21 protein-coding genes are annotated in these 19,921 nt (G+C 71.6%); 5 read left to right on the forward strand and 16 right to left on the reverse strand.

Features of this window, described 5'->3' with window-relative positions:
• Window positions 1-19 precede the first annotated feature (19 nt).
• Both D3P35_RS16980 and D3P35_RS16985 read left to right on the forward strand, forming a co-directional pair.
• Window positions 20-1,966 (forward strand): 3-hydroxyacyl-CoA dehydrogenase NAD-binding domain-containing protein, encoded by a 1,947-nt coding sequence (locus D3P35_RS16980; RefSeq protein WP_118135943.1) that lies wholly within the window; start codon window positions 20-22, stop codon window positions 1,964-1,966.
• 3 nt (window positions 1,967-1,969) lie between these two features.
• Window positions 1,970-2,563, forward strand: a complete 594-nt coding sequence (locus D3P35_RS16985; protein WP_118135945.1) for a TetR/AcrR family transcriptional regulator — start codon at window positions 1,970-1,972, stop codon at window positions 2,561-2,563.
• 165 nt (window positions 2,564-2,728) lie between these two features.
• Here D3P35_RS16985 and D3P35_RS16990 read toward each other — a convergent pair whose 3' ends face one another.
• Window positions 2,729-3,073 carry an antibiotic biosynthesis monooxygenase gene (locus D3P35_RS16990; RefSeq protein WP_118135947.1) on the reverse strand — a complete coding sequence of 115 codons (345 nt, stop codon included), beginning with the start codon at window positions 3,071-3,073 and terminating at the stop codon, window positions 2,729-2,731.
• On the reverse strand, window positions 3,070-3,396 hold the full coding sequence (locus D3P35_RS16995; RefSeq protein WP_118135949.1) for an NIPSNAP family protein: 327 nt from the start codon (window positions 3,394-3,396) through the stop codon (window positions 3,070-3,072). The genes D3P35_RS16990 and D3P35_RS16995 overlap by 4 nt, the downstream gene beginning before the upstream one ends.
• A 97-nt stretch (window positions 3,397-3,493) precedes the next feature.
• Between D3P35_RS16995 and D3P35_RS17000 the strand changes: the two genes are divergently transcribed.
• Both D3P35_RS17000 and D3P35_RS17005 read left to right on the forward strand, forming a co-directional pair.
• Window positions 3,494-4,180: a helix-turn-helix transcriptional regulator gene (locus tag D3P35_RS17000; protein ID WP_118135951.1), complete on the forward strand. Its 687-nt coding sequence runs from the start codon at window positions 3,494-3,496 to the stop codon at window positions 4,178-4,180.
• 48 nt (window positions 4,181-4,228) lie between these two features.
• A complete protein-coding gene (locus D3P35_RS17005; RefSeq protein ID WP_118135953.1) occupies window positions 4,229-5,116 on the forward strand; it encodes a LysR family transcriptional regulator in 888 nt (295 codons plus the stop codon).
• Between the two features lie 10 nt (window positions 5,117-5,126).
• On the opposite strand, the gene D3P35_RS17010 is transcribed toward D3P35_RS17005, so the two are convergent.
• From D3P35_RS17010 to D3P35_RS17050, 9 genes are all read right to left on the reverse strand, one after another.
• Window positions 5,127-5,660, reverse strand: a complete 534-nt coding sequence (locus tag D3P35_RS17010; protein WP_157982185.1) for a hypothetical protein — start codon at window positions 5,658-5,660, stop codon at window positions 5,127-5,129.
• 80 nt (window positions 5,661-5,740) lie between these two features.
• Window positions 5,741-6,580: an ABC transporter permease gene (locus D3P35_RS17015; protein WP_198670669.1), complete on the reverse strand. Its 840-nt coding sequence runs from the start codon at window positions 6,578-6,580 to the stop codon at window positions 5,741-5,743.
• A 33-nt stretch (window positions 6,581-6,613) separates the two neighbouring features.
• Entirely contained in the window at window positions 6,614-7,594 is a 981-nt protein-coding gene (locus D3P35_RS17020) for an ABC transporter substrate-binding protein (protein WP_118135957.1), read from the reverse strand.
• Between the two features lie 41 nt (window positions 7,595-7,635).
• On the reverse strand, window positions 7,636-8,415 hold the full coding sequence (locus tag D3P35_RS17025; protein ID WP_118135959.1) for an ABC transporter ATP-binding protein: 780 nt from the start codon (window positions 8,413-8,415) through the stop codon (window positions 7,636-7,638).
• On the reverse strand, window positions 8,412-8,825 hold the full coding sequence (locus tag D3P35_RS17030) for a VOC family protein (RefSeq protein WP_118135961.1): 414 nt from the start codon (window positions 8,823-8,825) through the stop codon (window positions 8,412-8,414). The genes D3P35_RS17025 and D3P35_RS17030 overlap by 4 nt, the downstream gene beginning before the upstream one ends.
• Before the next feature lie 22 nt (window positions 8,826-8,847).
• The gene (locus D3P35_RS17035) at window positions 8,848-9,978 is read right to left on the reverse strand and encodes an NAD(P)/FAD-dependent oxidoreductase (RefSeq protein ID WP_118135963.1); all 1,131 of its coding nucleotides are present in this window, start codon (window positions 9,976-9,978) and stop codon (window positions 8,848-8,850) included.
• On the reverse strand, window positions 9,975-10,871 hold the full coding sequence (locus D3P35_RS17040) for an alpha/beta hydrolase (protein ID WP_118135965.1): 897 nt from the start codon (window positions 10,869-10,871) through the stop codon (window positions 9,975-9,977). The genes D3P35_RS17035 and D3P35_RS17040 overlap by 4 nt, the downstream gene beginning before the upstream one ends.
• A gap of 202 nt (window positions 10,872-11,073) precedes the next feature.
• On the reverse strand, window positions 11,074-12,267 hold the full coding sequence (locus D3P35_RS17045; RefSeq protein WP_118135967.1) for an MFS transporter: 1,194 nt from the start codon (window positions 12,265-12,267) through the stop codon (window positions 11,074-11,076).
• Between the two features lie 34 nt (window positions 12,268-12,301).
• Window positions 12,302-13,117: an ABC transporter permease gene (locus tag D3P35_RS17050; RefSeq protein WP_118135969.1), complete on the reverse strand. Its 816-nt coding sequence runs from the start codon at window positions 13,115-13,117 to the stop codon at window positions 12,302-12,304.
• 93 nt (window positions 13,118-13,210) lie between these two features.
• Between D3P35_RS17050 and D3P35_RS17055 the strand changes: the two genes are divergently transcribed.
• The gene (locus D3P35_RS17055) at window positions 13,211-13,786 is read left to right on the forward strand and encodes a GcrA family cell cycle regulator (RefSeq protein ID WP_118135971.1); all 576 of its coding nucleotides are present in this window, start codon (window positions 13,211-13,213) and stop codon (window positions 13,784-13,786) included.
• Window positions 13,787-14,398: 612 nt separating this feature from the next.
• Here the strand turns inward: D3P35_RS17055 and phoB are convergent.
• Genes phoB through pstC form a run of 5 tightly spaced genes read right to left on the reverse strand, consistent with a single transcriptional unit; the run spans window position 14,399 to window position 19,857 of the window.
• The gene (phoB, locus tag D3P35_RS17060; protein ID WP_118135973.1) at window positions 14,399-15,094 is read right to left on the reverse strand and encodes a phosphate regulon transcriptional regulator PhoB; all 696 of its coding nucleotides are present in this window, start codon (window positions 15,092-15,094) and stop codon (window positions 14,399-14,401) included.
• Window positions 15,095-15,113: 19 nt separating this feature from the next.
• The gene (phoU, locus tag D3P35_RS17065; RefSeq protein WP_118135975.1) at window positions 15,114-15,818 is read right to left on the reverse strand and encodes a phosphate signaling complex protein PhoU; all 705 of its coding nucleotides are present in this window, start codon (window positions 15,816-15,818) and stop codon (window positions 15,114-15,116) included.
• Between the two features lie 32 nt (window positions 15,819-15,850).
• A complete protein-coding gene (pstB, locus tag D3P35_RS17070) occupies window positions 15,851-16,648 on the reverse strand; it encodes a phosphate ABC transporter ATP-binding protein PstB (protein WP_118135977.1) in 798 nt (265 codons plus the stop codon).
• A gap of 22 nt (window positions 16,649-16,670) precedes the next feature.
• Complete coding sequence (pstA, locus tag D3P35_RS17075) at window positions 16,671-18,434, reverse strand: phosphate ABC transporter permease PstA (RefSeq protein ID WP_232830530.1); 1,764 nt, start codon at window positions 18,432-18,434, stop codon at window positions 16,671-16,673.
• 22 nt (window positions 18,435-18,456) lie between these two features.
• Window positions 18,457-19,857, reverse strand: coding sequence for a phosphate ABC transporter permease subunit PstC (gene pstC, locus D3P35_RS17080; RefSeq protein WP_118135981.1), 1,401 nt, complete (start codon window positions 19,855-19,857; stop codon window positions 18,457-18,459).
• Window positions 19,858-19,921: the final 64 nt, after the last annotated feature.

The raw sequence follows: 19,921 nt of genomic DNA on the forward strand, positions 1-19,921 counted from the left end.
CCGAACAGGAGACCCCCCGATGACCCTGCTGCGCACCGAGATCCGTGACGGCATCGCCGTGCTCACCGCCGAGAACCCGCCGGTGAACGCGCTGAGCCACCCGTTGCGCGCCGCCCTGGCCGAGGCGATCGCGGCGCTGCCGGGCGCGGGCGTGCGGGCGGCGGTGCTCACCTGCGCCGGGCGCGGCTTCTTCGCCGGGGCCGATATCCGCGAGTTCGGCGCGGCCCCGCAGCCGCCGGCCATCCACGCGCTTGCCGCGGCCCTCGAGGCGCTGCCGCTGCCGGTGGTGGCGGCCATCCACGGTGCGGCGCTGGGCGGCGGGCTGGAGCTGGCGCTGGGCTGCGCCGGCCGGGTGGCGGCGGCGGGTGCCGAGCTCGGCTTCCCGGAGGTGACGCTGGGCCTCATCCCCGGCTCCGGCGGCGTGGTGCGCAGCGCCCGGGCGCTGGCGCCGGAGGAGGCGGCGCGGCTCGTCTCGCTCGGCACCCGCATCGGCGCGGAGGAGGCGCAGCGCCTCGGCCTCGTCGACCGCGTGGCGCGGGGCGATCTGCTCGCGCAGGCTCGCGCGCTCGCCTCCGAGCTGGCCGAGTCGCCGCGCCCGCCGCTCTCCGCCCGCCCGCTGCCGCCCGCGCCCGCGCCGGAGCTCTGGCAATCGGCCCGGGCCGCGGCGGCGAAGGTGCATCGCGGGGTGGAGGCGCCGGACGTGGCGCTCGACGTGCTCGCCGCCTGTTGGGGCACGGATTTCGAGACCGCCCGCGCCGCCGAGCGCGCCGCCTTCGAGCGCCTGCGCGGCAGTGCCCAATCCGCCGCCCTGCGCCATGTCTTCTTCGCCGAGCGCACGGCGGCGAAAGCCGCCCGCGCCTCCGGCGGGCCCGAGATCGCCCGCCCCGGCGTGCTCGGCGGCGGCACCATGGGGGCCGGCATCGCGGCGGCGCTGCTGATGGCGGGTTACCCTGTCACCCTCGCCGAGGCCACGCCGGAGGCCGCCGCCGCCGCGCGCGCCCGGCTGGAAGGGCTCATCGCCGCCGCAGCGAAGCGCGGCAAACTGGATGCAGGGGAGGCGCTCTCCCGCCTCACGGTGGGGGAGGGGGCCCCGGCGCTTGCCGCGTGCGACCTCGTGATCGAGGCGGTGTTCGAGGAGATCGGCGTGAAGCGCGCGGTCTTCGCCGCGCTCGAGGCCGCCTGCGCGCCCGAGGCCCTGCTGGTCACCAACACCTCCTATCTCGACCCGCGCGAGATCGCCGCCGGGCTCGCCCGGCCGGAGCGCTTCGCGGGCCTGCACTTCTTCTCCCCCGCGCAGGTGATGAAGCTCGTCGAGCTGGTGCCCGTGCCGCAGACCGCGCCGGGCACCGAGGCCGCCCTCTGGCGGCTCATCGGTCGGCTGGGCAAGACCGGCGTGCGCGCCGGCATATGCGACGGGTTCATCGGCAACCGCATCCTCAGGCGCTACCGCGCCGCCGCCGAGGCGCTGGTGACAGCCGGCGCCACCCCGGCCGCGGTGGACGGTGCCATGCGCGGCTTCGGCTTCGCCATGGGCCCGTTCGAGGCGCAGGACATGGGCGGGCTCGACATCGCCCATGCCCAGCGGCAGGCGGCCCGGGCGGCGGGCGCCCCCGTGCCGCGCTGCCTCGGCGACGTGCTGGTCGAGGCCGGCCGCCTTGGCCGCAAGACCGGCGGCGGCTGGTATGACTACCCCGAGGGCAGCCGCGCGCCCGTGCCTTCGAAGGCGGCCGCGCGGCTCATCGCCCCGCTCTGCCGCCCCGGCACCGTGCCGGGGGCGGAGGAGATCGCCGCCCGCCTCGTGGGCGAGATGGCCGCCGAGGGCCGGGCGATCCTCGACGAGGGCGTCGCCGCCGCGCCGCAGGACATCGACCTCGTCGAGATCCTCGGCTACGGCTTCCCGCGCTGGCGCGGCGGGCCGATGTTCTGCACCCGCGCCGGGGCGCCGGCGCTCGCCCGGGCGGGCTGAGCCATGGCGCGGCCGAGGGCGCAGGACTACGAGGACAAGCGCGCCGCCATCCACCGCACCGCGGCGCGGCTGCTGTCGCAGGGCGGCGGCCAGGCCTCGATGATGCGCATCGCCGAGGCCTGCGGCATCTCCAAGGCGCTGCTCTACCACTATTACGACAGCCGCGACGCGCTGGTGTTCGACATCGTGCACACGCATCTGCTGGCCATCGATGCCGCCCTCGCCGCCGTGCCGGGGGAGGTGCGCGGCCGTGCGCGCCTGCACCTGCTCTCGCGCCGGCTGCTCGCCTGCTACGAGGACGCGGACGACCTGCACCTGCTGCAGCTCGGCGCGCTGGGCAGCCTCTCGCCCGCGCAGGCGGCCGAGATCCGCGCCGCGGAACGTGCCATCCTCGGGCATTTCCGCGCCGCCCTCACCGAGCTCGCCCCCGACATGGCGCGCGCCCGGATGAGCGCGGTGCTCATGGGGCTGATGGGCATGCTCAACTGGGCCTTCACCTGGCTGCGCCCCGGCGGCGCCCTCACCCGCGACGGGTTCGCCGCCATCGCCACCGAGATGGCCCTCTCGGCGCTGGAAGCCGAGGCAGCGGCCGGCTGAGGGGGGCCGTGCCCGCCGGGAGGTGAGGACAGCCGCGCCGCGTCTCCCCGCGCCAATCCGGCCGCCATTGCCCGGGAGCACCGTCCCGTCAACTTTCCGGGGTCCCGCGATTGATGATGCTTCCCGTCAGCGCGGGATGCGGCCCGGCCTGGTCCCGGGGCCACCTCACCCGTGCACGCCGCGGCTGTCCGGCGGGGCTTCGTCGCGCGCTTCGGGGCCGTAGTCGCGCAGCACCTGGGCCACGCGCAGCCGGTAGCCGGCGAAGAGCGCCTCGCGGCCGCGGGCCTGGGCGGCGCGGTGGCGGGGGCGGTTGCGCCAGCGCGCCACCGCCGCCTCGTCGGTGAAGACCGAGAGCGAGAGCAGCTTGCCCGGCGTGGTGAGGCTCTCGAAGCGCTCGACCGAGACGAAGCCCTCCACCGCCTCCAGCTCGGCGCGCAGCGCGGCGGCGAGGCCGAGGTAGGTGTCGCGCGCGCCCGGCGCCGGCTCGAGCTCGAAGAGCACGGCGATCATGCCACCGGCTCCGCGTGCGGTGCCGAGGCGAGGGTGTGGAAGGTGCGGTCTTCCGCGGTGATGAAGCGCTCGGCCTGCGCGAAGGCGTAGTTCTCGCGGCCCAGCGGGTCGTCCGCCAGCCGGGCGCGGTAGGCTTCGTAGGCCGCGAGGCTGGGGATGGTGTAGAGGCCGTAGGCCAGTGTCGACGAGCCCTCGTGCGGGGCGAAATAGCCGATCAGCCCGGCGCCGCAGCGCGGGATGCACTGGCCCCAGGTGCGGGCGTAGTGGGCGAAGGCGTCGCGGCGGGTGGGGTCGATGCGGTAGCGGATGATGCAGGTGAGCATGGCTCTCTCCTCTGGTTGCCCTGGTCCCCGGGATAGCCGATTGCCGCGCGCCGATGCTTCGGCTAGCATCGAACTGTGGTTGCAAGCGGAGGCGCTCATGCGCGAAGGCCCGGACATCTCGCGCATCGCCGCGCTGATCGGCGACCCGGCGCGGGCCAACATGCTGGTGGCGCTGATGAGCGGCCGGGCGCTGACCGCGAGCGAGCTTGCGGCAGAGGCCGGCATCACCCCCGCCACGGCGAGCAGCCATCTCGCGCGGCTGGAGCAGGGCGGGCTGGTGGCGCTGCGCCGGCAGGGGCGGCACAAGTATGTCACGCTCAGCGGCGAGGAGGTGGCGCGGGTGCTCGAGAGCCTGATGGGCCTTGCCGCAGGCACCGGCCACCTGCGCACCCGCACCGGCCCGCGCGACCCGGCGCTGCGCCACGCCCGGCTGTGCTACAACCACCTCGCCGGCGAGATGGGCATCGCGCTGTTCGACAGCCTGCGCGGGCGCGGGCTTCTCGAAGGGCCGGAGGAGGCGCTGGCGTTGAGCGGGCCGGGGCGCGCGTTTGCCACGCGCTTCGGCATCGATCTTGCAGCGCTCGACGGCCGGCCCCGCACCCCGCTCTGTCGCCCCTGCCTTGACTGGAGCGCGCGGCGCAGCCACCTGGGCGGCTCGCTCGGCCGGGCACTGATGGCGCGGATCGAGGCGCTGGGCTGGGCGCGGCGCGAGGCGGGGAGCCGCGCCGTGCGCTTCACGCCGCCGGGCGAGCGCGCGTTTCGCGAGGCCTTCCCGGCCGCCTGAGACCCCGCGCGCCATTGCCTTTGCCCGCCGCCGGGCGAAGAGTGGCGCATGATGCTGAATCACCGCGAACTCATGGTGTTCCTGAGCGTCTGCCGCCTCGGCAGCATCGGTGCCGCGGCGCAGGCGATGGGGATGACCCAGCCGGCGCTGAGCCGCTCGCTGAAGCGGCTGGAAAGCCGGCTGCGCGTGCAGCTTTTCGTGCGGCACTCGGGCGGCATGGAGCCCACGTCCTTCGGCCGGGTGCTGCTGCGCCACTCGGAGCTGATGGAGTTCGAGACCAACCGGGTGATCGAGGAGATCGACCTGCTCAACGGGGCTGCCACCGGCCATGTGCGGGTGGGCATCGTGCCCAGCGTGGCGCCGGTGATGCTGCCGCGCGCGGTGGCGCGGGCGCAGGCGAGCTCGCCTGACGTGCATATCCGCATCGTCGAGGGTTCGGGCGACCAGATCCTCGCCGCCGTGCAGCGCGGCGAGGTGGATTTCGCCGTGCTGGGCAAGCCGGAGGGCGAGGTGGACCTGCTGGTGCAGCCGCTGGGCTCGGAGGTGGTGAACGTGGTGGCCCGCGCCGGCCACCCGCTGAGCCTCGGCGGGCGGGTGACGGTGGAGGACGTGGCCGCCTTCCCCTGGGCGATGCCCGAGCGCGGCAACGCGATCTGGTATGGCTACGAGAACTTCTTCCGCCGCGCGGGCGTCGCCGCGCCGCAGCCGCAGATCTCGTCGAACTCGGTGCATGTGCTGAAAGCCATCGTGGGCGGCTCGGACCTGCTCACCATGCTCACCGGCGCCTCCATCGCGGTGGAGGTGACGGCCGGCATGCTGGTGGCGCTGGAGCTGGAAGGCGGGGCCTGGCGGCGCGAGCTCGCCCTCGTGCGCCGCCCCACCGGCACGCTGCTGCCTGCCGCCCGCCTGCTGATGCGCGCCTTCCAGGAGGGCTAGGCGGGCAGGGTCAGGCCGGGAGGCCCGGCCGCTTGCCTATGGCGGAGAGGAGATCGTCGAGCCCGTCGAAGCCGCCCAAAAGGGGGAAGCTGGTGCCGTCATGGAAAACGAGGACATGCACCAGTTCAGGGCGGTTCGGCGGGGTGATGCGCACGACCTCCGTGATCTCCTGCTCCACCCTCCGTCCGAAGCGGTTGCGCAGGAACAGCCGGCCGTCCTTCCACGACACGCCGTAGACGTGGGTCCGCAGCAGAAGCTCGACGGCTCGGTACGCCAGGCAGATGGCAAGGACGAAAATCAGGAGCGGGGAGAGTGCGGATTCCCCGTTCCGCATCAGCTGGTCGGCGAGCCACCAGAGGATGAGCAGGAAGAACACGAACTGGCCGTAGTTGAACACGAGCAGGCTCCGGCCGGGGGTGAGCCGCCACCCGCTTCCGCGCCACGGGCTCGCAGGGCTGCGGGTGCGGTCCGCCCAGAGGCGCTTGCGGGCCTTCGGAACTTTGCCGCTTGTCGCGTTGGCCCTCCAGCCCGGTGTCCAGCTCATCCGCTTCCCCCTCCCGCACGCTGATCACGCCATCGCGAGCAGCGTTCCGCGCCGGCAGGGTGCTGTCAACCCTGGCGGGGTCAGCTCCGGCGGATCCAGTGCAGCACGCGGGTTTCCAGCCGGGCGACCACGGCGTAGAGCGCGATGCCGATCACGGTGAGCATGCCGATGGCGTTGAACACCATCGCGGTGTTGGCCTGGCCCTCGCCGTAGGTGATGAGGAAGCCGAGGCCGGAGTTGCCGCCCACCAGCTCGCCCACCGTCACGCCGATCACCGCGAGGGTGGAGCCGATGCGCAGGCCGGCGAAGAGGTTGGGCAGCGAGGAGGGCAGCTCGATCTTCCGGAAGATCGCGAAGCGCGACATGTGGTAGACGCGGGCGAGGTTCACCAGGTCGCGGTCCACCGTCTTCATCGACTGCAGCACGTTCACGAGGATGGGGAAGAACACCACCAGCATGGTCACCAGCAGGCCGGGCACGAAGGTGTAGCCGAACCACATGATGAACAGCGGCGCGAAGGCCACTTTCGGCGCGATCTGCAGCGCGAGGATGTAGGGCGAGAGCGTGCGCTCGGCCAGCGGCGAGAGGCCGAGCGCATAGCCGCAGGCCGCCCCGAAGGCCGAGCCGAGCAGGAAGCCCGCCACCGCCGTGCCCAGCGTGTGCAGGGTGTGGCCGAAGAGATTGTCGCGCGTGACCATGGCGCCGAATTCGGCGAGGCACTGCGAGAAGGTGGGGATGATGTAGCGCGACACGCCGAGGGCGGGCGGCACGAACTCCCAGGCGGCGATGGCGACAAGCGCCACCGCGAGGATCAGCGCGAGGTCGCGCGGGCCCAGCCCGATCAGGGCCGCGAGGCTGGCCCGGCGGCGCGGGGCCGCCGTGTCGGGCCGGGCGGCGGTGTCATCTATGGCCATGGTCATGTCCTGTGCTCTCCTGTCCCGGCCCGCGCGGGCTCATTCCACGAAAGCGTTGGTGTAGAGGTCTTCCACCGGGGTGGTGGAGGTGATGATCTCGTGCTCGGCGTAGAAATCCTGCACCGCGGCGATGCGCTCGGGGTCGAACACGCCCAGCTTCGTGCCCTCGGGCACGGCATAGACCAGCTCGGTGTAGCGCTTCATGATGTCCTCGAGCATCGCGGCCTTGCCCTCGAACTGCGGCAGGGTTTTCGCCAGCAGCTCGGCGGAGCCCTTGGGGTCTTCCATCACGTCGGAGAGCCCGTGCAGGGTGGCGGCGACGAAGCCGCGCACCAGCTCCGGCTTGTCCTCGATGGTGGAATCGGAGGCGAGCACGGCCTGGGCCATGGCGGGGATGTAGTCGTTGATGGTCTTCACCTCGAGCGCCACGCCCGCGCCCTCGATGGCGGCCGCCCAGTCCGGCGTGCCGGAGATGGCGTCGAGATCACCCGAGATCATCAGCTGCACCACGCCGGCCGGGCCCACGGCCTGGATGTCCACGTCGTCGCGGCTGAGGCCGGCGGCGGCGAGGGCGGCGAGCAGGTTGTAGTAGGTGGTGTCCTGAAAGGCCATCACGCCGATGCGCTTGCCCCTGAGCGAGGCGATGTCGGTGGCGCCGCTCTCGGTGCGGATGATGATCTGGGTGAGCGCCTTGCCGCCCAGCAGCGCCACCGCCTTCACCGGCAGGCCGTTGGCGCGCACGATGATCGGCGTGTCGCCGATGCCCGAGCCCATCTCGACGTTGCCGAGGGCGACCTGCTTGGCCACGTCGGCGCCGCCCTTGCCCACCTGGAAGGTCACGTCGATGCCGGCATCGGTGTAATAGCCCTTCGCCTTGGCCACCTGGTAGGGGGTGAAGGCGGGCAGGAAGTCGGGCGCGGGGAAGAGATAGGTGAGCTTTTCCGCCGCGGGCGCGGCAGTGGCGATGAGCGCGGCAAGCGCCGCGGCGGCGAAGGCCTTCATGCTGGGGAAGCGGGACATTCCTGTTGGACCTCTCTGTTGGGTGGGGTGCCGGCGCTCTCTCAGGCGGCGCCTTCGGCGATGTGCAGCGTGTCGAAGAGACGTTTCACGTAGGCCTGCGTGGCGGGCAGGGTGGAGCGCGCCAGCGGGTCGTCGCGGTGCGGCAGGTCGACGGCGAAGGTGTCGACCACGGTGCCCGGGCGGCCGCTCAGCACCACCACGCGGTCGGACATGATCACCGCCTCCTGCAAGTCGTGGGTGATGAGCAGGCAGCTCAGCCCGCTCTCGGAAAGCGTGCGCGAGAAGCTCTTCTGCAGCACCAGCTTGGTCTGGGCATCGAGGGCGGAGAAGGGCTCGTCGAGCAGCACCAGCTCGGGCGAGATGGCGAGCGTGCGCGCCAGCGCCACCCGCTGCCGCATGCCGCCCGAGAGCTGGTAGGGGTAGCTGTCGGCGAACTCCTCCAGCCGGATGCGGCGCAGCTCGGCCCGGGCGATGCGCCTCCGCTCGGCCTTCGGCAGCTTGCGGGTCTCGAGGCCGAACTCGACGTTCTCGATCACCGTGCGCCAGGGCAGCAGCAGGTCCTTCTGGAGCATGAAGCCCACCTCGGAGCGCGGGCCCTTCACCTCCGCCCCGTCGATGAGCACCGCGCCCTCGCTGGGGCCGTAGAGCCCCGAGACCATGTTGAGGATGGTGGACTTGCCGCAGCCCGAGGGCCCGACCACGGCCACCAGCTCGCCCGCGGCCACGGTGAAGGAGAGGTCGCGCACCGCGGTGACGCGGGTGGGCGAGCCCTTCTCCCCGAAGGCCTTGGCGACGCCGCGCAGCTCCAGCTTCGGGGTCATTCCGCCGCTTCGGGCTCGACGCGCCCGTCCGTGCCGGTCCAGCCGTGCTTCGAGACGTCGAAGACCACGCCTTCGGGGTCCTTGTACTTGCGCTCGGCGTTGCCCTGCTTGGAGCCGGCAAGCTCGAAGAAGAAGCAGCCGCCGGCGTCGTTGATGCGCTCCTCGTACTTGGCCACGTCATCGACCTGGATGCCGAAATGGTTGAGCCCGGCCATGGCGGCCATCTCTTCCGGCGTCTTGTCGGAGAAATGCAGCAGCGCGAGGTTGATCACCCCGTCGGTGAGGTAGTTGGCGGTGCCGGCGCCGATGGTCTCGGAGCCCGCGTATTCGAACTCGAACACGTCCCGGTAGAACTTCGTCGCGGCGTCGAGATCCTTGACCATGATGGCGATGTGGCGCAGTCGGGCCATGTGACTTACTCCTCTGTTGGGCTCAGGCGGTTCCGGTGGGGATGTGCCTGGCGGTTCTGGTGCGCAGCTCGCCCACCTTGCGGGACTTCGACAGGATGTTGAAGAAGCCGCGCTGCAGGGGCACCGGCCAGCTCGCCGGCCGGCCGAAGAAGATGGACATGCGCTGGGTGTGCTCGGTGATCGGGCGCTCGGCGCGCTCCCAGGCGGCGAGGGCGGCCGGGATGTCGGCCGCGCCCTCGAGATGGGTGGCGAGCGCGAGCCCGTTCATCATCGCCGTGCCGCCGCCCTGGCCGAGATTGGGCGGCATGGCATGCGCGGCATCGCCCAGCACCGCCACCCGGCCCTTCGACCAGCTGCCCAGCTTCACATGGCCGAACCGGTCATAGCGCCCGCCCGGGCCCAGCCGCTCGATGAGCGGGCGCAGGTGGGGGAAGTATGCGGCCCAGCTCTCCACGTCCACGGGGGTGGCCTTGCCGGTGGTGTCGCTGTCGAGCATGGTGAGCGCGATGTAGAGCTCGGTGTCGGAGACCGGGGTCACGAGGATGCGGCGGCTGCCCTGCCAGTTCTCCACCGTGGTGCCGGTGTCGCCCAGGGCGATCTCGTCGGGGGTCTTGGGGATGAGCAGGCGGATGGCGCCGTCGGGCATGTTGCGCCGCCGGGTGGCGATGCCCAGCCCGTCGCGGATGCGGGAGTTCACGCCGTCCGCCGCCACCACAAGATCGGCCTCCGCCGCCGCCCCGCTCGCGAAGGTGATGGTGCCGTCGGGCGTGGCGGAGACCGCCTCCGAGCCGGTGACGATCTCGGCGCCCGCCCGGGTGGCAGCCCCGGCCAGCGCCTCGATGAGCTGCTGGCGCAGCACGGAATACACCCGCCCGCTCGACCCCCAGCGGTGCACGGAGAGCACGCGGTTGCGCCCGTCGCGCATCTCGCGGGTGGTGGCGCGGGAGCAGCCGGCGATGGCGGCCTCGGCCGCGCCCAGCGTCTCCAGCACCTTCATGCCGTTCTCGTAGATGTAGATGCCGGCGCCGGTGTCGCGCAGGCGCTCGCCGCGTTCGTGCACCCGCACCTGCCAGCCCTTGCGCGCCAGCGCCGCGGCCGTCGCCAGCCCGCCGATGCCCCCGCCGGCGATCTCCGCCCGTCTCGAACCGCTCATCTGCTGCTGACCTCCTCGCGTGGCGCCGGGGCCTGTCCGGGAAGGGCGGCGCAGATGGCGCGGTGCACGGCGCCGCCCGGACGGGCCATGTGGTCGAGAATGCGGAAATGATTGGCGCCTGCAATCACTTCGCTGTGTTTCAGCCGCCCGGCCCGGGCAAGTGCCGCAACGAAGGCCTCGCCCTGGCGGATGAACTCGGGGCTCTCCTGCGAGCCCCAGAGCACCGTGACCGGGCAGGGGATGGCACCGGCCTGGCGCGGCGGGCTGAGCCGCGCCGCCTCCTCCGCCGAGAGGTGGATGTAGCTGCGCCGCGCGCTCAGCAGCACCGGCTCGAGGTCGTAGCCGCCCGAGATGCAGACGAGTGCCGCCATCGGCGCCGGCCGGCCCCGCGCCGCCCAGTCGAGCGTGGCGAGGCAGGCGGCGAGATGCGCGCCCGAGGAATGGCCCGAGAGCAGGATGCGCGCCGGGTCGCCGCCGAAGCGGGCGATGTTGTCCTGCACCCATTCCAGCGCGCGGGCGAGTTCCTCGACCATCTGCGGCATGGTGAGCGCGGGCAGCTTGCCGAAGCCGGGGGCGACGAAGACCTGCCCCGCGCCGGTCATCGCCGGGGCGAGGAAGGCGGCGTCCTCCTTCGACTGGATGCGCCAGGCGCCGCCGTGGATGTGCATATGCACGGGCAGGGGGCCGGCCGCGGCTTCGGGGCGGAAGATGTCGAGGTTCTGGTGCGGCTCCGGCCCCCAGGCCTGTTCCTGCCACAGCGGCGGGCGGCGCAGGGTTTCGGCCTCCTCGGCCCAGCGAGCCATGCATTCCGAGGCATCCGGCGCCCAGACGCGCTGGTCATAGGCACGGTCGAGCTCGGCCTGGCTGTAGTCGAGGTAGACGCGGTCGGACACGGGTTCTCCACCTTCCCTGCGGTTCTTTCCCGGCGACTCGCGGGCTCTCGCGCCGCTGCCGCCTGTTCATGAGCCGAGGATAGGGGAGGGCTTTCGCGCCGCGCCATTGCATTCGCGGTGCGAAGTCATGCTTTTTTGTAATGTGCTGCCCTGAGAACGGGCGGGCGCGGAAAACCTGCCTGTAGTTTGAGCGCAGCCCGCCTCAGGCCCGCCCCACCCGGCGCAGCCGCAGGGCGATGGCGCCGACCCCGAGCGCCAGCACGCCGCAGAAGGTGATCACCGCCGGCCATTCCCCCTCGTGCCAGGCCCAGCCGCCGAGCGAGCCCATCACGCTGGAGCCCACGTAATAGGCCAGCAGGTAGAGCGAGGCGGCGTGGCTGCGGTTGGTGCTCGCCAGCCGGCCCACCCAGCCGCTCGCCACCGAATGCACCATGAAGAACCCCACCGTGATCACCGCGATGCCGCCGATGATCAGCCACAGCGCCGAGGAGAGCGTGGCGAGCATGCCTGCCAGCATCACCGCGACGCCGGTGAGCACCACGGGCGGGCGGCCCAGCCTGTCGGCCAGCGCGCCGGCGGAGGAGGAGGCGAGGATGCCGAAGATGTAGGTGAGGAAGATCAGCCCGATCTGCGCCTGGCTGAGGCTGTAGGGCGCCTCGAGCAGGCGGTAGCCGGCGTAGTTGTAGATGGTCACGAAGGCGCCCATCGACAGGAAGCCGGTGAGGAACAGGAAGGGCAGCTCGCGGTGGCGCAGGTGGGTGGCCCAGGCGGTGAGGTGCAGGCGCGGGTTCAGCCCCGGGCGGCGCACGAAGTTGCGCGAGGCGGGGGCGAGGGCGAGGAAGCCGAAGGCGACCACGAGGTCCACCGCCGCCATGGAGCCGAGCGCGATGCGCCAGGAGGTCGCCTCGGTGAGCGCGCCGATCGCCACCCGGCCGATCATGCCGCCGAAGGCGGTGCCGCCCACGTAGAGGCCCATGGCGCGGCCGAGGCGCTCGGGGGGCATTTCCTCGGCGAGGTAGGCCATGGCGACCGCGGGCACGCCGCCCAGAACGAGCCCCTCGCAGGCCCGGGCGATCAGCAGCAGCTCCCAGGAGGGCGAGGCGGCCGAGACGAGGTTGAGCAGCGCCGCCCCCACCATGGAGACGAACATCAGCCCGCGCCGGCCCACCGCCTCCGACAGCGCGCCGGCGGCGAGGATGGAGAAGGCGAGGCAGCCGGTGGTGAGCGAGAGCGCGAGCGAGCTCGTCGCCGGGTCGATGCCGAACTCGGTGGAGAATTCCGGCAGCAGCGGCTGGGTGCAGTAGATGAGCGAGAAGGTGGCGAACCCGGCGAGGAACAGCGCGGTGGAGATGCGCCGGTGGGCGGCGCGCTCCGGGCGGGGGGTGGGGGTGGTCATCGGGTTCGCCTGCGTCGGTCTCGGTGTCCCTGCCTCAGCTCTTGAGCTTATAGCCGTTGCGGATCCAGCGCCAGGCGAGGCTCCAGAGGGCGGCGTTCACCACGATGAGCACCGCCGCGCCCAGCAGCGGCCCGCGGTCCGACACGCCGAGCACGCCGTAGCGGAACCCGTCGATGAGGTAGAAGATCGGGTTGGCGTGGCTGATGGCGCGGAAGGCGGCCGGCAGGGTCTCGAGCGAGTAGAAGGTGCCGGAGAGGAAGCTCAGCGGCGTCACGATGAAGTTGGTGATCGCCGACATCTGGTCGAATTTCTCCGAGAGGATGGCGGCTAGGATGCCGGCGAGCGACATCATCAGGCTGCCGGCGAGCACGAAGAACAGCGCCCAGCCCGGGTGCGCCGGCACGATGCCGGTGGCGCCGAACACCACCACGGCCACGGCCGCGGCCACGAACAGCCCGCGCGCCACGCCGCCCACCGCGTAGCCCGTGAGGATCTCGGCCGGCGAGAGCGGCGGCATCAGCGTGTCGATGATATTGCCCTGGATCTTCGAGATCAGGATCGAGGAGGAGGTGTTGGCGAAGGCGTTCTGCACCACGGTCATCATCAGGATGCCCGGGGCGAGGAACTGGGCGAAGGGCACGCCCATCACCTCGCCGCGGCGCGCGCCGAGCGCGAGGATGAACACGCCCATGAACAGCGCCGCCGTCGCCATCGGGGCGGCGAGGGTCTGGGTCCAGACATTGGTGAACCGTTTTATCTCGCGCAGGCACAGGGTGCGCAGCCCGAGCCAGTTGGTGCGGCCGAAGCGGCGCTCGCCCATCGGGCGCATCTGCGGGGTGAGCTGTGTCATTTGGGTCTCCCGGGCTTGGAAATCCGCCGCGCACCTTGTAACTGACGTGTCCGGAGATACAATACGAGACCCCATCCCCGACGGAGATATGTCATGTCCTGGACCGATGAGCGCGTCGAAGAGCTCAAGACCATGTGGAACGAGGGCAAGAGCGCCAGCCAGATCGCGAAGACCCTCGGGGGCGTCACGCGCAATGCGGTGATCGGCAAGGTCCACCGGCTGGGCCTGTCGAACCGCACCGCGGGGGCGGCCAAGGAGGAGGCGAAGCCGGCAGCCGCCGCCGCCCCGGAGCCGCAGGTGCGCGCCGCACCCGAGCCGAAGGAGGAGGTGGCCGAGGCCGCCCCCGTCGAGCGCCCGGTGGCCAAGGAGGCCCCGCGCCGCCCGATGCCGGTGTCCCAGCCGGTGCCGCCCACCCCGCCGATGGCCGAGGTGAGCCCGGAGGCTCTCGCCAACCTCACCGAGATCGAGAAGCGTGCGCGCAAGCTCGACCTGATGCAGCTCACCGAGCGCACGTGCAAATGGCCGATCGGCGACCCCGCGACCGAGGAGTTCTGGTTCTGCGGCCTGCCCGCCACCCCCGGCAAGCCCTATTGCGACGCCCATGTGGCCGTGGCCTTCCAGCCCATGTCGAGCCGGCGCGACCGCCGCTCCGGCTCCGGCGGCCGCTGAGCCCCCACGCCACCCCCTGTTCGAAACGCGCTCCCGGCACCCCGGGGGCGCGTTTCTCGTTTCAGGCGGAGCGCTCATGCCGGAGCACGGTCCGGGACCGGGTCCCCCAGGAGGGGGACCGCGGAGCCCGGCCCGGGCCGGCGGGTCCCTGCGGGCCCCTCCGGCCTGCGCGGGATGTCGGCCGGGTGCATTGTACCGAGCTCAGCCCTTCCGCCCGGGCGACCAGCCCGGGCCGCGCCCGACCCTCCCCCCGGGAGGGCGCGATGGCGATGTCGCCCGCCGCGCAGCCGTCGTCCGGAGCTTTTGAGATAAACCGCCCACCACAGGCGTGGCCCGCGCCCACCCAGGGTCGGGCGCGGCCCTCAGCGCGCAGCGGATATCGGGATGGAGGTTCGGGACGACTCCTGCGTCCTGCCCCGGGGCAGAAGGCCCGATGCGGCGGCGCGCTCAGGCGCCGAAGCCCCGTCCGGCGCATTCCCCTGCGGGTATTTGCGCCCGGCCTGCCACCCCGCGCCGGCCGGAGGCGCCCGCAGGGGGGCTCCGGCCCGGGACCGGCTCCGCGGTCCCCTTGCGGGACCCGGTCCGGGACCGTGCCCGGCGGGGGCAGGGCGCTCAGCCGGGGTAGGTCTCGTCGAGCGCGTAGCCGGCGGAGCGCACGGTGCGGATCGGGTCGCGGTCGCCGCGGCGGTTGAGCGCCTTGCGCAGCCGGCCGACGTGGACGTCGACCGTGCGGATCTCCACGTAGACCTCGTTGCCCCACACCCGGTCGAGCAGCTGCTCGCGCGAGAACACCCGGCCCGGGCGCTGCATCAGCACGTCGAGCAGGCGGTACTCGGTGGGGCCGAGATGCACCTCGCGCCCCGCCCGGCGCAGGCGCCGGGTCTCGCGGTCGAGCACGATGTCGCCGAAGGTCGCCACGTCGCCGGCCAGCGTCGGCCGGGTGCGGCGCAGGACGGCGCGCATGCGCGCCAGCAGCTCGGACATCGAGAACGGCTTGGTGAGATAGTCGTCCGCGCCGATCTCGAGGCCGCGGATGCGGTCTTCCTCGGCGCCGCGGGCGGTGAGCATGATGATCGGGATGTCCCGGGTCTGCACCCGCGCGCGCATCTGCCGCGCGATCTCCAGCCCCGAGACATTGGGCAGCATCCAGTCGAGCAGGATGATGTCCGGCCCGTCTTCCTCCACCAGCATCAGGGCTTCCTCGCCGTCCGGTGCGACGGTGACGGTGAAGCCCTCCTTTTCCAGGTTGTACGAGAGGAGTTCGCTCAGCGCCTCCTCGTCCTCGACCACGAGAACCCGAATTGCCATCGGTCTGCCGCGCCTCCCCTCAGGTCGCCACGCCGTCGAGCGAGACCGGCTCGCCCTTGGGCCGGTCGTCGCCCAGCGGCTCGCCCTCGACCACGTAGTACACCATCTCGGCGATATGCGTGGTGTGGTCGCCGATGCGCTCGAGGTTCTTGGCGATGAACAGGAACTGCGAGCCGAGGCCGATGGTCCGCGGGTCCTCCATCATGTAGGTCACCACCTCGCGGAACAGCGAGTTGTAGATCTCGTCGACCTCCACATCGCGCCGCCACACCGACACCGCCAGCGCCGTGTCGCGCGAGGTATAGGCGTCGAGCACCTCGTTGAGCTGCTGGAGCGTGCGCTGCCCCATGCGCACCACCGAGGCGGAGAGCTTCGCCGGCCGCTGGTCGGCGAGGTAGATGGCCCGGCGGGCGATGTTCTTCGCGAGATCGCCGATGCGCTCCAGCGTGGCGGACATCTTCAGGCAGGAGATCAGCACCCGCAGGTCCTGCGCCATCGGCTGGCGCAGCGCCATGATGCGGGTGGTCAGCTCCTCCACCTCGAACTCGAGCCGGTCGAGCCGCTTGTCGCGCAGGATGACCTCCTCCGCGAGCTTGGGGTCGCGGTTCTCCACCGCGTCGAGCGCGTTGGAGAGCAGCTCCTCGCAGAGCCCCCCCATTTCCGAGATCTTGGCCTGCACCGCGAGCAGGTCATCGTCGAAAGCCGATACGATATGCGGGCTCATGCTGCTCTCCTCCTCGGGAAAACGCCTCTCACTCAGCCGAACCGCCCGGTGATGTAATCCTGGGTCTTCTGGTCGCTGGGGTTGGTGAAGATCTTCGTGGTGTCGTCGTATTCCACCAGGTCGCCGAGGTGGAAGAAGGCGGTCTTCTGGCTCACGCGCGCGGCCTGCTGCATCGAGTGGGTCACGATCACCACCGAGAAGGAGGAGCGCAGATCGTCGATCAGCTCCTCCACGCGGGCGGTGGCGATGGGGTCGAGCGCCGAGCAGGGCTCGTCCATCAGCAGCACCTCGGGCGCGGTGGCGATGGCCCGCGCGATGCACAGGCGCTGCTGCTGGCCGCCGGAGAGGCCGGTGCCCGGCGCGTCGAGCCGGTCCTTCACCTCGTCCCAGATCGAGGCGCGGCGCAGCGACTGCTCGACCACGTCGTCGAGATCGGCCTTCTTGTTCACCAGCCCGTGGATGCGCGGGCCGTAGGCGATGTTGTCGTAGATCGACTTCGGGAAGGGGTTGGGCTTCTGGAACACCATGCCCACCCGGGCGCGCAGCTGCACCGGGTCGACGTCCCTGGCGTAGATGTCCTGGTCGTCGATGCGGATGTCGCCTTCCACGCGGCAGCTTTCGATCGTGTCGTTCATCCGGTTCAGGCAGCGCAGGAAGGTGGACTTGCCGCAGCCCGAGGGGCCGATGAAGGCGGTCACGGTCTTGTCGAGGATGTCGACATCCACCGACTTGATCGCCTGGCTCTTGCCGTAGAACACGTCCACGCCGCGCGCCTGAATCTTAACGTCCCGGTTCACAACCTTGCCCTCGTTCAATCGCATGTTGGTCATCTGGTCCATCCTATCTGGCACCTTACCAGCGCCGTTCAAAGCGTTTGCGCAGGAAAACCGCCAGCGCGTTCATGATCACGAGGAAGATCAGCAGCACGCAGATGGCGGCGGCCGTCTTGGCCTCGAAGGCCCGCTCCGGGAAATCGGACCAGAGGTAGACCTGCACGGGCAGGGCAGTCGCGGGGTCGGTCACGCCGCCGGGCACGCCGGTGATGAAGGCGACCATGCCGATCATGATCAGCGGCGCGGTCTCGCCCAGGGCCTGGGCCATGCCGATGATCGTGCCGGTGAGGATGCCGGGCATGCCCAGCGGGATCACGTGGTGGAAGGAGGTCTGCAGCTTGGAGGCCCCGAGCCCCAGCGCCGCGTCGCGGATCGAGGGCGGCACGGCGCGGATGGCCGCGCGCGCCGCGATGATGATGGTGGGCAGCGTCATCAGCGCCAGCACGAAGCCACCCGCCAGCGGCGCCGAGCGCGGGATGCCGAAGACGTTGAGGAACACCGCGAGCCCGAGCAGGCCGAACACGATCGAGGGCACCGCCGCGAGGTTGTTGATGTTCACCTCGATGAAATCGGTGATGCGGTTCTTCGGGGCGAATTCCTCGAGGTAGACCGCCGAGAGCACGCCGATGGGAAAGGCGATGCAGAAGGTCACCAGCATGGTCCAGAACGAGCCCACGGCCGCGCCCCAGATGCCGGCGAGCTCGGCCTCGCGGCTGTTGCCGGTGGTCAGGAAGCGCCAGTTGAACACCTGCGCGACCGCGCCGCGCTCATCGAGGCTCTGCAGCCAGGCGCCCTGGGCGTCGTCCACCCGCCGGGTGATCTCGGGCGTGTCGTTCACCAGCAGGCGCCAGTCGGCCGCCGGCACCTCGCCCTCCGAGGCCGCCGCGGGCAGGGGCACGATGACCTCGCCGCGCGCGCGGCTCGCGGAGACCTCCGTCACCTTCACCCAGCCCGCGCCGATGCGCACCATCAGCGAGCTGTCGGAGGTGGTGAGCTCCTGCAGCCCGTCGGGGTTTTCCGCGCTCCGCTCCAGCGCCTCGGCCCGGCCGAGGAGCTGGTCGCGCGTGGCGGTGTAGGTGTCGATACGGTCCTGCAGCCCGGCGCGGGTCTCCTCGTCGGTGGCGGCGGCGAGCTCCTCGCCCACCACGTCGATGCCGTTCTGCTGGCGGGCGGCCTGCACGCGCAGCTGCGCCGCATCGGCGTTCAGCCGGGCATGCACCGCGGGCAGGATGATGGCGAAATCATCCGCCGAGCTCGCCAGCTCCGCCTCGTCGCCGTCCACCGTGACGGTGAGCGAACCGCCGTGCTCCACCGGCTCGGGCAGGCCGAAGACGCCCTTGAGGTAGAGGTCCACGTCGTCGGAGGCGAGGAAGGGGAACTCGATGGTCTGCCCGATCAGCGCGGGGTTCGCCTCCACCCGGTCGCGCAGCTCGAAGGCGGAGCCCGCGGAGGTGAGCTCGCCGAGCGCGCGGCGCGCCGTGCGGCCCGACACGTCGGGGAAGGCGGCGCGCAGCGCGTCCTGGCGCAGGCCGTTCCAGTTTGCGGCGCGCAGGTTGTCGGGGTCCACCTCGCTCTCGGTGATCTCGACCGGCAGGGTGATGTAGCTCTCGGTGACCACCAGCGCGGCCTTGCCCACCACCGACCACAGCAGCGCAACCAGCGCGAGCCCGGCCAGAACGAGGGCGATGATGCCGTAGGCCTTCAGCCGCATCTGCGCCATGTGGCGCTTGCGCATCCGGCTCGCGGCCGCCGCGGAGCCGTGATGGGCGGAGAGTATGCTCATGTCGACCATTGTGTCCGGCCCCTCAGTCGTAAAGTTCGCGGTATTTGCGCACGATGCGCAGCGCAATCATGTTGAGCAGCAGCGTGATGCAGAACAGCGTGAAGCCCAGGGTGAAGGCCGGGCCCGCGGCCACGGTGGCCTCGGTGTCGCCGGTGATAAGCATCACGATCTGCACCGTCACGGTGGTGACCGCCTCGAGCGGGTTCGCGGTGAGGTTGGCGCCCTGTCCGGCGGCCATCACCACGATCATCGTCTCGCCCACGGCGCGGCTCACGCCCAGCAGCACGGCCGAGACGATGCCCGGCAGCGCGGCGGGCAGCACCACCTGGCGGATGGTCTCGGCCCGGGTGGCGCCGAGCCCGTAGGAGCCGTCACGCAGGCTCTGCGGCACGGCGTTGATCACGTCGTCGGAGAGCGAGGAGATGAAGGGGATGATCATGATCCCCATCACCACGCCCGCGGCCAGCGCGCTCTCGGAGGCGACGTTGAGCCCGATGCTCTCGCCCGCCGAGCGGATGACCGGCGCCACGGTGATGGCGGCGAAGAAGCCGTAGACCACCGTGGGGATGCCGGCGAGGATCTCGAGCATCGGCTTGGCCCAGGCGCGCACTGCCGGTCTGGCGAAATCCGACAGGTAGATGGCGGCGAAGAGGCCCACGGGCACCGCCACCAGCATGGCGATGCCGGTGATCATCAGCGTGCCCACGAAGAGCGGGATGGCGCCGACGCGGTTCGGGTCCAGCTTGCCTTCCTGCACGCCGGCGAGCGGGCTCCAGTTGGTGCCGAAGAGGAACTTGTCCACCCGCCAGCCGATGTTGGCGAAGAACTGCAGCGTCTCCGAGATCAGGCTCAGCACGATGCCGATGGTGGTGAGGATGGCGATGGCCGCGCAGACCATCAGGATGATGCGCAGGAAGCGCTCCGAGCGGTTGCGGGCGCGGAACTGCGGGGTGATCTGGCGGAAGGTGAGGGCGGCGGCCCCGGCGGCGGCCAGCACGGAGGCGGCGAGCGTCACCCACAGGCGCAGCGCGTCGGCGGCGGCGTAGCTCGCGGCGATCTGCTCGCGCAGCGCGTCGGTGCCGGAGGCGACGGTGCCCGCGGCGATGCGCTGCGCATCGGAGAGGATCAGGTCGGCCTCGACGGCGGAGACATCGGGCAGGGCGGCGCGGATGTCGGCATGCAGCGCGTTGTCGATCAGCATCGCCCAGCCGGTGCTCAGCACCAGGAGCACGCCGATGCCGGCCAGCAGCGTCCACATCAGGCAGTAGAGCCCGTGGTAGCCCGGGCGCGAATGCAGCCGCGACATCTGCCCGCCGGCCACGGCGACGGCCCGGTTCCGGCCCATCACGAAAACCGCGATGGCGATCGCGGCGACAATCAGCCCGGCAAGGGGCAGGAGAGGGAGGAAGGTGGTTCCCAGCATGAATCCCGGTCGCTTTCGGATTGGGCGGGGCTCGGAGCTGTCCGAGGGCTCCCGAGGGCGTGGC

It is taken from the genome of Oceanicella sp. SM1341 (assembly GCF_003448965.1).
Lineage (GTDB): Bacteria > Pseudomonadota > Alphaproteobacteria > Rhodobacterales > Rhodobacteraceae > Paroceanicella.